An 11,057-nucleotide genomic window follows, 5' to 3' on the forward strand; every position below is an offset into this window, starting at 1 on the left:
GGCCGCCGACGCCGCGGTGTCACCTCCAGCGACGTGACGCTACAGTGTGGCAGCCAGCCGGCTGCCCTGGGCGATGGCGCGTTTGGCGTCCAGTTCGGCGGCCACGTCGGCGCCGCCGATCAGGTGCGCGCTGCGGCCGGCGGCCTGCAGCGCATCGAGCAGTTCGCGGCGCGGTTCCTGCCCGGCGCAGACCACCACGGTGCCGACCGGCAGCAACTGCTCGGCCCCGTCCACGCGGATGCGCAGTCCGGCATCGTCCATGCCCAGGTAGTCCACGCCGCCGAGCATGCTCACGCCCTTGGCCTTGAGCGTGGCGCGGTGGATCCAGCCGGTGGTCTTGCCCAGCCGCGCGCCCGGGCGGCCCGGGCTGCGCTGCAGCAGCCACACCCGGCGTGCCGGCGGCTCCGGCCGTGCCGGCGCCAGCGCGCCGCGCGCCTCGAAGCTCGGGTCCACGCCCCATTCGGCCATCCAGCGCGCGGGGTCCAGCGCCGGCGACGGCCCGGCATGCACCAGGAACTCGCCGACGTCGAAGCCGATGCCGCCGGCGCCGATGATCGCGACCGCGTCCGCCGCCTGCACCCGGCCCTGCAGCACGTCCAGATAGCCGACCACGTTCGGGTGGTCGGCGCCGGGGAAATCCACCTTGCGCGGCACGATGCCGGTGGCCAGCACCACCTCGTCGAAGCCGGACAGCGCGGCGACGTCGGCGACGGTGTCCAGGCGCAAGGTCACGCCGGTGGCGTGGAGCTGGTGGCGGAAGTAGCGCAGCGTCTCGTGGAATTCCTCCTTGCCGGGAATGCGCTTGGCCACGTTGAACTGGCCGCCGATCTCCGCGGCGCCGTCGAACAGCGTGACCTGGTGGCCGCGCTGCGCGGCGACCGTGGCGCAGGCCAGCCCCGCCGGCCCGGCACCGACCACCGCCACGCGCTTGGGCGCGGCGGTGCGCACGTAGTTCAGCTCGGTTTCCGCCGCCGCGCGCGGATTGACCAGGCAGCTGGCGGTCTTGTTCTCGAACACGTGGTCCAGGCACGCCTGGTTGCACGCGATGCAGGTGTTGATCGCCTGCGGCTGCCCGCGCCGCGCCTTGGCCGCCCACTGCGGGTCGGCGAGCAGCGGCCGCGCCAGCGACACCATGTCGGCACCGCCGCCGGCGAGGATGCGCTCGGCCACGTCGGGCATGTTGATGCGGTTGGTCGCGATCACCGGCACGCGCACGTGCGGCTTGAGCTTGGCGGTGACGCCGGCGAAGGCGGCGCGCGGCACCGAGGTGGCGATGGTGGGGACGCGCGCTTCGTGCCAGCCGATGCCGGAGTTGATCAGCGTCGCGCCGGCGGCCTCGATCGCCTGCGCCTGCGCCACGATCTCCTGCCAGTCGCTGCCGCCGTCGACCAGGTCCACCAGCGACAGGCGGTAGATGATGATGAAGTCCGCGCCGCAGGCCTCGCGGATGCGGCGCACGATCTCCACCGCGAAGCGCATGCGCCTGGCCGCGTCGCCGCCCCAGGCGTCGTCGCGGCGGTTGGTGCGCGGGGCGACGAATTCGTTGATCAGGTAGCCTTCCGAGCCCATCACCTCCACGCCGTCGTAGCCGGCCTCGCGCGCCAGCCTGGCCGCGCGCGCATAGGCGGCGATCTGCCGGTCCACCGCGCGCGCGGACAGCGCGCGCGGGGTGAACGGATTGATCGGCGCCTTCAGCTTCGACGGCGCCACCGACAGCGGGTGGTAGGCGTAGCGGCCGGCATGCAGCAACTGCAGGCAGATCTTGGCGCCGTGCTCGTGCACCGCGCGCGTCACCCGCCGGTGCGGGCGCGCTTCCCACGGCCACGACAGCTTGCCGCCGAACGGCTTCAGCCAGCCGACCAGGTTGGGCGCGAAGCCGCCGGTGACGATCAGTCCGACCTCGCCGGCCGCGCGCTCGGCGAAATAGGCGGCGAGCTTGCCGAAATCGCGCGCGCGGTCCTCCAGCCCGGTGTGCATCGAGCCCATCAGCACCCGGTTGCGGATCCGGGTGAAGCCCAGGTCGAGCGGGGCGAACAGGTGCGGGTAGGCGGTGGAGGACGGTTCGGGCTGGCCGGAGGCGGGCGACATGGCTTGGATACGCTGGCGTACGGAAGCGCGCAGGGTGCCCCGAATCCCGTGTTTCGGCAAGAGGCGTGCGTCGACGGGGGCTCGAGCCATGGCTTTGGCCCGTCGACGCCGTCAGCGCGCGCCGCCGCGCCGTGCGTGTTTTGCAGGCAGTGAGCAGGGCCGGTGTGCTTCGCTAGTGGTTGCGATAGGTTGCACCGCCGCAACGGTTGTCGTGGCGGCGCCTTGTAGGAGGGGCTTCAGCCCCGACCGGTCGTTACTGGCGCCCGGTCGGGCCGAAGACCCTCCTACAGCGTGCCCTCGCGCCGAACGCGCCGGCCGTTCAGCCCCAGCCGGCCAGCGCCAGCTTGCCGATGGTGCTGCCAGATTCCAGCCGCCGGTGTGCCTCGCGCAGGTTGGCCGCATCGATCGGCGCCAGCGTCTCGGTCAGCGTGGTGCGCAGTTCGCCGGCGTCGATCAGGCTGGCCGCACGCGCCAGGATGCGGTGCTGCTCGATCATGTCGGCGGTCCTGAAGCGTGGGCGCGCGAACATCATTTCCCAGTGGATGCCGATGCACTTGGCCTTGTACGGATCGCCGATGCGCAGCGCGCCGGACGGCTCCACGATCAGGCCGACATGGCCCTGCGGCGCGACCAGTTCGCCCAGCGCGTCCCAGTAGCGGTCGGTGTCGGCGAGGTTGATCGCCGCATCCACCTGCTCGATGCCAAGCGCCTGCAACTGCGGCGCCAGCGCCTGCCGGTGGTCGATCACGTGCCTCGCGCCCAGGCCCAGGCACCAGTCGCGGGTCTGCTCGCGCGAGGCGGTGGCGATCACCTCGAAACCGGCGTGCCGCGCCAGCTGGATCGCGATCGAGCCGACGCCGCCGGCGCCCCCGATCACCAGCAGGCGGCGGCCGCGGTTGCGTTCGTCGTCGAAGTCGAACGGCATGCGCTGGAACAGCAGCTCCCACGCGGTCAGCGTGGTCAGCGGCAGCGCCGCGGCCTGGGCGAAATCCAGCGTCGCCGGCTTGCGCGCGACGATGCGCGCATCGACCAACTGGTACTGCGCGTTGCTGCCGGGGCGGGTGATGTCGCCGGCGTAGTAGACCTCATCGCCCGGCTCCAGGCCGACGACGTCCGGACCGACCGCTTCGATCACCCCGGCCGCGTCGTAGCCGAGCACCTTGGGTTGCGGTTCCACCTGCGGCTTCGGTGCGCGGACCTTGGTATCGACCGGGTTGACCGATACCGCCTCGACCCGCACCAGCAGGTCGAAACCGGTGGGCGCGGCGGGCGCGGGCAGGTCGACGTCGCGCAGCGAATCCGGGTCGTCGATGGGCAGGTAGTGGGTAAGGGCTACGGCTTTCATGCGTTCTCCAGGAGGGCGATAGGGATCGGGGGTCATACCGGACGCGGATTGCGTTCGGCGAAGCCGCGCTGGTGCCAGTACGGGTACGGCGGCACCACCGCGCTGGCCTCGTCCAGCCGCCGCACCTGCTCGGCGCTGAGGTTCCAGCCGACCGCGCCCAGGTTCTGCCGCAACTGCTCCTCGTTGCGCGCGCCGATGATGACGCTGCTGACCGTGGGCCGTTGCAGCAGCCAGTTCAGCGCGATCTGCGGCACGCTCTTGCCGGTCTCGGCGGCCACCGCGTCGATCGCCTCGACCACCCGGTACAGGCGTTCGTCCTCGACCGGGGGACCGGCCTCGGTGACCTTGCTGTCGTGCAGGCGGCTGCTCTGCGGCAGCGGCTGGCCGCGGCGCACCTTGCCGGTCAGCCGGCCCCAGCCCAGCGGGCTCCACACCAGCGCGCCCACGCCCTGGTCCAGCCCCAGCGGCATCAGCTCTTCCTCGTAGTCGCGGCCGACCAGCGAGTAGTACGCCTGGTGCGCGACGTAGCGCGACCAGCCGTAGCGGTCGGCGACCGCCAGCGACTTCATCAGGTGCCAGCCGGAGAAGTTGGACACACCCAGGTAGCGGATCTTGCCGGCGCGGACCAGGTCGTCGAGGGTGGACAGGGTTTCCTCCACCGGCGTCTTCGCATCGAAGCCGTGCAGCTGGAACAGGTCGATGTAGTCGGTATCCAGGCGCTTGAGCGCCGCCTCGACCGCGCGCACCAGATGGAAGCGCGAGGACCCGACGCTGTTCGGATCGTCGGCGTCGAAGCGGAACGTGGCCTTGGTCGAGATCAGCACCTGGTCGCGGCGGCCCTTGATCGCCGCGCCCAGTACCGACTCGGCCGCGCCGCCGGAATAGATGTCGGCGCTGTCGAACAGGTTGACCCCGGCCTCCAGGCAGATGTCGATCAGGCGCCGCGCCTGGTCCACGTCGGAGTTGCCCCAGACGGAAAAGAAATCGCCCTGGCCGGCGAAGGTGCCGGTGCCGAAGCTGAGCACGGGGACCTTGAAGCCGGAGGCGCCGAGATGACGGTATTCCATACGAATGACTCCTGTTGGGGGGAAGGATCTGAGGATCTAGGGTCGCGCGCCGCCGCGCGGGGCGGCGTCGCGCAGCACCCGCGCGGCCGCCTCGGCCATGGCGGCGTAGCCGGCATCGCCAGGATGCAGGTGATCGCCGGAATCGAATGCGGTCAGCATGCGGGTGGGGTGCGCGGGATCGCGGAGCAGGGCGTCGAAATCGATGATCGCATCGAAACCGTTGCCTTCGCGTATCCAGGCGTTGACCTGCTGGCGCACGCGTTCCTTGTCGCCGGTGTAGTAGCCGCCGATCGGCGTGTCCGGCAGCGCGCCTTCGAACGGCGTCAGCGTGGCCCCGACCACCTGCAGGCCGTGCGCACGCGCGCGCTGCACCAGCTGCCGGTAGCCGTCGATCAGGGCCTGCGCCGATACCGGCGCATCGTCGGGCGCGAACGGCGTGCCGTACCAGCTCAGATCGTTGATGCCGATCAGCAGTACCAGGGTGCGCACGCCCGGCTGCGCCAGCACGTCGCGATCCAGCCGCGCCAGCGCGTTGCGGCCCATGCGGTCGCGCAGCACGCGGCCGCCGGAGATGCCGGCATTGACCACCGCCACGCGCTGCGGCGCCAGCTGCGCGGCCAGGTAGTCGGGCCAGCGCCGGTCGCGTCCGGGCGTGGACGCGGCGCCGTCGGTGATCGAGTCGCCGAGCGTCACCACCGCGCCGGCGGCGTCCGCGCGCCGCACCTGCACGCCGCTGAGGAACACGCGCACCGGCAGCGGCGCGGCCTCGGCCGGCGCGACCGCCGAGCCGGCGTCGCCCGGCAGCAGCCATGCGCTCTGCAGGCCTTCCCAATGGAAGGTGGCGGGCTCGGTCGGCTGCGGCAGGTACAGGCTGACGCTGAGCCGGCCCAGGTCCGGCACCGACAGCGCGACCGGGTCGCTGAGCATCGGCGCGCCCGGCGGAATCGTCACCGACGCACTGCCGGCAAAGCGCAGCATGCGGTCCGAGCCCGGTACGGTCGCCGCGCCGTCGCCGGCGAGGGCCACGTGCGCCGCGCCGATCCGCAGCGGTTCGCGGCCGTAGGCGTTGGACAGCTCGATGCGCAGTTCGTCGCCGCCCAGGCTGATCCGCGCGACCTGGCGCACGGTCTGCCGCCACAGGTTGAACGGCGCCTGGGTCGGGAACGGGAACTCCGGCGACCACAGCGGCTGCGGGCTGGCCTGCCAGCTCGCGATCCAGCCCTCGTCCGCCGCGCCGGCCGGCGCGATCGCGCCACCGAGCATCGCCGCCAGCGCCGCGCGCCGCAGCGGGCGGTTCATGCCCGGCCTCCGGCGCAGGCGGCGCCCGCCGCCGTTGCCGTGGCCTGCGGCAGGCGCAACGCGACCAGCGCCAGGGCCAGTCCGGCGCTGGTGACCAAGGCGGCGATCCAGGTCAGGTGGCCGAGCGCGGCGCCGTGCGCGATCACCGCACCGCCCAGCCACGCGCCCAGCGCATTGCCCAGGTTGAACGCGCCGATGTTGAGGCTGGACGCCAGGTGGCGGCCGGCCTCGCCGGCACGGCCCAGCACCCACAACTGCAGCGGCGCCACGGTGGCGAACGCGGCCACGCCGAGCAGCCCGGTGAACAGCACCGTCGCGGCGGCCGACGGCAGCGCGAAGAACATCGCCGCCAGCACCAGTGCCAGCGCGCCCAGGGTGATCGGCAGCGCCGCGGCCGGGCGGCGGTCGGCCAGGCGCCCGCCGTACAGGTTGCCGACGATCATGCCGATGCCGAACACCAGCAGCACCGGCGACACCGCGCTGTCGGCCAGGCCGGTGACCCGGGTGAGGATCGGCTGGATATAGGTGTAGACGGTGAACACCCCGGCATAGCCGAGCACGGTCACCGCCAGGCCGAGCAGCACCGGCACGCGGCCGACCGCGCGCAGCTCCTCGCCAAGCCGCGGCGGCGCCGCCGCGTCGTGGCTGCGCGGCACCAGCGCGACGATCACCGCGGTGGCGATCGCGCCGATCGCGGCCACCGCCCAGAACGTCGCGCGCCAGCCGTAGTGCAGGCCGAGCCAGGCGCCGGCCGGCACCCCGAGCAGGGTGGCCACGGTCAGTCCGGTGAACATCATCGAGATCGCCGAGGCCCGGCGCTCCGGCGCGACCAGGCCGGTGGCGACCACCGCGCCGACGCCGAAGAAGGTGCCGTGCGCCAGCGAGGTGAGCACCCGCGCGGCCATCAGCAGCGCGTAGTTCGGCGCCAGCGCGCAGGCCAGGTTGCCGGCGGTGAACACCAGCATCAGCGCCACCAGCACCGTCTTGCGCGGCCAGCGGCGGCTGAGCACGGTCAGCAGCGGCGCGCCGACGAATACCCCCAGCGCATAGCCGGAAATCAGCAAGCCGGCGGCCGGCACGCCGACCCCGAGGTCGGCGCCGACCTGCAGCAGCAGGCCCATGATCACGAACTCGGTGGTGCCGATCCCGAACGCGCCGGCGGTCAGCGCGAACAGCGCCAGCGGCAGGCGGGGCGGGTTTGGCGTGGGAGATGGGGCGCGGAGCGGTGGCATGGCATTCCTGAGCGGCGGGGACATCGCAGCCTAGGAGCGCGCTTTGCGAACGGAAACTGGCAATATCCACAGTCACTTTCAACAAAACCAATAGAATGGACCGGATCGGCGACATCGCCCTGTTCCTGCGCGTGCTCGACCTGGGCTCGATCAGCGCCGCCGCGCGCAGCCTGGACCTGTCGGTCGCCGTCGCCAGCCAGCGCCTGCGCCGGCTGGAACGCGAGCTGGGCGTGCGCCTGCTGCACCGGACCACCCGGCGCCTGCACCCGACCCCGGAAGGGCAGCAACTGGCCGAACAGGGGCGCGCGCTGGTCGAGGACCTGGAATCGCTTGCCGGCAGCCTGCGCGGCGAGGGCGCGGCAGGTACCTTGCGGGTGACGATGTCGGCCTCGTTCGGACGCCAGTACGTCTCGCCGCTGCTGCCGCAGTTCATGGCGCGCTACCCGCAGCTGCGGCTGAGCGTGCACCTGAGCGACAACGTGGTGGACCTGGTCAGCGAAGGCTTCGACCTGGCGATCCGGATCGGCGCGCTGCGCGACTCCAGCCTGGTCGCGCGCCGCATCGCCGGCAACCGGCGCGTGCTGTGCGCCTCGCCCGACTACCTGCGCCGCCATGGCGCCCCGGCCACGCCGCGCGAGTTGGCCCGGCATGCCTGCCTGCTGCTGAGCGGGGCCGAAGGCCGGCAGGACGTATGGCGCTTGCACGGTGCGCAGGGCGAGGAGGCGGTGAAGGTGAGCGGGCCGATGGAGTCGAACCTGGGCGAGGTGCTGCGCGACGCGGCGGTGAACGGGCTGGGCATCGCGCTGCATTCGGTATGGCACGTGGCCGAGGATCTGCGCAATGGACGCCTGCAGGTGGTGCTGCCGGACCATCCGCCGGCCGAGACCGGCATCCACGCGGTGATGCCGCAACGCCGGCTGGTGCCGCCGCGGGTGCGCGCGTTCACCGAGTTCATGGCCGAGCAGTTCGCCGATCCGCCGCCGTGGGAGCGCCTGTCATCGCCATGAATCGTCGGCGCTGCAAGCTGACAGACGCGAAAACTCGTCTACGGGCATGGCATTGCGTTATTTCATCAAGCTGTATAGGGTGCATCGCCAGCCGCTCTAGGGTCTGGCATTGGCTTTCACATGTTACGCGGTCGTTAACGCCGTCTTCACTTTGCCAAGCCTAATCTGCGCGTCGATGGCATGAGCAAGCGGCCGTCTGGGTGTGATGACATCTGAGCTGGACCATGCCTTACCGGTTTATATCCCCGAAACAAGGAGCTGTATACATGAACAAGAAAATTCTTACTGCCGCATTGCTGGGCGGTCTGGCCGTTGCCCAGGCAGCGTCCGCGCAGGAGTTCGACGACCGCTGGTACCTGACCGGTGCGGCTGGCTTCAACTTCCAGAACAATGATCGCGGCACCAACGATGCTCCGTTCGTGTCCCTGGGCCTGGGCAAGTTCGTCAGCCCGAACTGGTCGATCGACGGCGAGCTGAACTACCAGAACCCGAACTTCGACGACAACCAGGACCTGAACTGGAGCCAGTACGGCATCTCGTTCGACCTGCGTCGCCACTTCATCCAGGAAGGCCGCGGCTGGAACCCGTACCTGCTGTTCGGCCTGGGCTACCAGCGTTCGGAAGAAGAGTTCGACGCGTTCCCGAATCCGGATTCCCCGGGCCAGCGCAAGGACGGCAACTTTGCCGCCAAGGCCGGCGTCGGTCTGCAGACCACCTTCGACAAGCGCGTTGCCGTGCGTGCCGAAGTGGCCTACCGCGCTGACTTCGACGACGCGAGCGTGAACCCGGCGCTGGTCGGCGAAGACAAGGATTGGTTCGGCGACGTGCTGGCTTCGGTCGGCGTCGTGATTCCGCTCGGCCCGCCGCCGTCCGCTCCGGTTGCCGCTCCGGCTCCGTCCGCCGCCCCGAGCTGCGCGGATCTGGATGACGACGGCGACGGCGTCAACAACTGCGACGACAAGTGCCCGGCTTCGCAGCCCGGCCAGACGATCGGTCCGGACGGTTGCCCGGTGCCGGTGTCGATCGACCTGAAGGGTGTCAACTTCGACTTCGACAAGGCGACCCTGCGTCCGGACGCCGTGGCGATCCTGAGCGAGGCCACCGAGATCCTGAAGCGTTACCCCGACCTGAAGGTCGAGGTCGCCGGTCACACCGACTCGAAGGGTACCGACGCCTACAACCAGAAGCTGTCGGAGCGTCGTGCCACCGCGGTGTACAACTACCTGACCCAGAACGGCGTGGACGCTTCGCGTCTGGTCGGTCCGATCGGCTACGGCGAGAGCCGCCCGATTGCGCCGAACGCCAACCCGGATGGTTCGGACAACCCGGAAGGCCGTGCGAAGAACCGTCGTACCGAGCTGAACGTCCAGAACTAATCGGACGCTTCATGCTTCAAGCAAAGCCCGGCCCCGTGCCGGGCTTTGTTTTTTTGCGCCCGAAAAACGCAGTGCTGCCCCTGCAGGAGCGACTTCAGTCGCGACAGGCCTTGCCGGTAACACCCCGGGTCGCGACTGAAGCCGCTTCTGCAGGGACGGCGCTGCCAAGCTGAATTTTTTCAGTCTTCCCAATTATTTAGCGCATGCAGTGCCGGTATCGGTTGAAACCGCGCGTGGCGCTGCCTACACTCGCGGCGTCGTCTCGCCTGAATGGAAAAAAACCGATGCTGCGTATCGTTACGGCCGGCCTGCTTGGCCTTGCACTGATTCCTGCCGCCCACGCCGCCCCGGACTGTTCCGGCGACGTCCTGCCCAAGCCGCTGCCGCTGCCGGCCACGGTCGGCGCCCCGGTCGCTTCGGAGCTGTACACGCGCAGCCTGCAGCTGGGCATGCCCAGCGGCGTGCTGGCCCAGTCCTACAGCAGCGACCAGTCGGTCGACCGCGTGCTGCTGCGCCTGCGCGTGGAAGGCTGCCAGAGCCTGGCCAACGCGATGCCGGCCGGCGCCGCGGTCAAGCCGAACGATCCGGCGGCGTACAAGCCGGCGACCGCGTTCGACAACACCCCGTGGCGCTTCGACATGAGCCAGAACGGCAAGCGCATGACCGCCGAAGAGTTCGACGCGTGGATGAAGGCGCGCGGCGTGCGCGTGGTCAAGGCGCGCCCGGTGGCGGTGCCCGCCGCCGCGGTGCCGGCCGAAGCCAAGCCGGCCGAAATCAAGTAAGCGCGCCGCGCGGCCAGCGGCCGCGCCTGCGCCCGCAGCGCCAGCGGTGAAGCCTCCGCGTCCCCGCCGCCCCGCGCTCCGCCCGGTGGCGCCCTTGGCCACGGCCGCGCGGTCGCCGCGCGCCGCGGCGGCCGGCGAGACCCGCCATGGCCTGGCGCGGACCCTGTCCAAGCTCGGCCTGTGCTCGCGCAGCGAGGCCGCGCGCTGGATCGCCGCCGGCCGCGTCGCGGTCGACGGCCGCATCGTCACCGACCCCGAGTTCCCGATCCTGCGCAGCCGGCACCGCCTTGCGCTCGATGGCGCGCCGCTTGCCGCCACGCGGCGCGTGTACCTGATGCTCAACAAGCCGCGCGGCCTGGTCACCACCGCGCAGGACGAACGCGGCCGCGACACCGTCTACCGCTGTTTCGACGGTGCCGGGCTGCCGTGGCTGGCGCCGGTCGGGCGGCTGGACAAGGCCAGCGAAGGCTTGCTGTTGTTCAGCAACGATCCGCAGTGGGCGGCACGGGTCACCGATCCGGCCAGCGGCCCGGACAAGACCTACCACGTGCAGGTCGATGCGCTGCCGGACGCGGCGCTGCTGGCGCGCATCGGCCAGGGCGTCGTCGTGGACGGCGAGCCGTTGCGCGCGAAGGCGGTGCGGCCGCTGCGCCAGGGCGACAAGCATGCGTGGCTGGAAGTGGTGCTCGACGAAGGCCGCAACCGGCAGATCCGGCGCCTGCTCGAGGCATTCGACCTGCGGGTGCTGCGGCTGGTGCGGGTGGCCATCGGCGACCTGGCGCTCGGCGAACTGGGCAAGGGCGCCTGGCGCGAGCTGAGTGAGGCCGAGGTGCAGGCGTTGGGGGCGGGACCGGGGACTGG

At 71.2% G+C, this 11,057-nt stretch carries 9 protein-coding genes; 4 read left to right on the forward strand and 5 right to left on the reverse strand.

The features are described 5' to 3' along the window. Window positions 1-39 precede the first annotated feature (39 nt). The 5 genes from JR065_RS14035 to JR065_RS14055 all read right to left on the reverse strand — a co-directional run bounded on the left by JR065_RS14035 (window position 40) and on the right by JR065_RS14055 (window position 7,031). Complete coding sequence (locus JR065_RS14035; protein WP_206234872.1) at window positions 40-2,088, reverse strand: NADPH-dependent 2,4-dienoyl-CoA reductase; 2,049 nt, start codon at window positions 2,086-2,088, stop codon at window positions 40-42. Between the two features lie 319 nt (window positions 2,089-2,407). Next, entirely contained in the window at window positions 2,408-3,433 is a 1,026-nt protein-coding gene (locus tag JR065_RS14040; RefSeq protein WP_206234873.1) for a zinc-binding alcohol dehydrogenase family protein, read from the reverse strand. A 32-nt stretch (window positions 3,434-3,465) separates the two neighbouring features. Further along, entirely contained in the window at window positions 3,466-4,500 is a 1,035-nt protein-coding gene (locus JR065_RS14045; RefSeq protein ID WP_206234874.1) for an aldo/keto reductase, read from the reverse strand. Window positions 4,501-4,536: 36 nt separating this feature from the next. Beyond that, the gene (locus JR065_RS14050; protein ID WP_206234876.1) at window positions 4,537-5,799 is read right to left on the reverse strand and encodes an SGNH/GDSL hydrolase family protein; all 1,263 of its coding nucleotides are present in this window, start codon (window positions 5,797-5,799) and stop codon (window positions 4,537-4,539) included. Then, window positions 5,796-7,031 carry an MFS transporter gene (locus JR065_RS14055; RefSeq protein ID WP_206234877.1) on the reverse strand — a complete coding sequence of 412 codons (1,236 nt, stop codon included), beginning with the start codon at window positions 7,029-7,031 and terminating at the stop codon, window positions 5,796-5,798. The genes JR065_RS14050 and JR065_RS14055 overlap by 4 nt, the downstream gene beginning before the upstream one ends. Before the next feature lie 95 nt (window positions 7,032-7,126). Between JR065_RS14055 and JR065_RS14060 the strand changes: the two genes are divergently transcribed. From JR065_RS14060 to JR065_RS14075, 4 genes are all read left to right on the forward strand, one after another. Beyond that, complete coding sequence (locus JR065_RS14060) at window positions 7,127-8,038, forward strand: LysR family transcriptional regulator (protein WP_206234878.1); 912 nt, start codon at window positions 7,127-7,129, stop codon at window positions 8,036-8,038. 266 nt (window positions 8,039-8,304) lie between these two features. Then, window positions 8,305-9,414, forward strand: a complete 1,110-nt coding sequence (locus JR065_RS14065; RefSeq protein WP_206234879.1) for an OmpA family protein — start codon at window positions 8,305-8,307, stop codon at window positions 9,412-9,414. Between the two features lie 284 nt (window positions 9,415-9,698). Continuing rightward, window positions 9,699-10,196 (forward strand): hypothetical protein, encoded by a 498-nt coding sequence (locus JR065_RS14070; RefSeq protein WP_206234881.1) that lies wholly within the window; start codon window positions 9,699-9,701, stop codon window positions 10,194-10,196. Window positions 10,197-10,242: 46 nt separating this feature from the next. After that, the coding region (locus JR065_RS14075; protein WP_206234882.1) for a pseudouridine synthase at window positions 10,243-11,057 on the forward strand (815 nt) is incomplete at its 3' end.

This window comes from Xanthomonas sp. (genome assembly GCF_017163755.1).
Lineage (GTDB): Bacteria > Pseudomonadota > Gammaproteobacteria > Xanthomonadales > Xanthomonadaceae > Xanthomonas_A.

Bases quoted from the DNA above. Each gene is read 5' to 3' on its own strand.
- JR065_RS14035 (WP_206234872.1), bottom strand. From the start codon at position 2,088: ATGTCGCCCGCCTCCGGCCAGCCCGAACCGTCCTCCACCGCCTACCCG.
- JR065_RS14040 (WP_206234873.1), bottom strand. From the start codon at position 3,433: ATGAAAGCCGTAGCCCTTACCCACTACCTGCCCATCGACGACCCGGAT.
- JR065_RS14045 (WP_206234874.1), bottom strand. From the start codon at position 4,500: ATGGAATACCGTCATCTCGGCGCCTCCGGCTTCAAGGTCCCCGTGCTC.
- JR065_RS14050 (WP_206234876.1), bottom strand. From the start codon at position 5,799: ATGAACCGCCCGCTGCGGCGCGCGGCGCTGGCGGCGATGCTCGGTGGC.
- JR065_RS14055 (WP_206234877.1), bottom strand. From the start codon at position 7,031: ATGCCACCGCTCCGCGCCCCATCTCCCACGCCAAACCCGCCCCGCCTG.
- JR065_RS14060 (WP_206234878.1), top strand. From the start codon at position 7,127: ATGGACCGGATCGGCGACATCGCCCTGTTCCTGCGCGTGCTCGACCTG.
- JR065_RS14065 (WP_206234879.1), top strand. From the start codon at position 8,305: ATGAACAAGAAAATTCTTACTGCCGCATTGCTGGGCGGTCTGGCCGTT.
- JR065_RS14070 (WP_206234881.1), top strand. From the start codon at position 9,699: ATGCTGCGTATCGTTACGGCCGGCCTGCTTGGCCTTGCACTGATTCCT.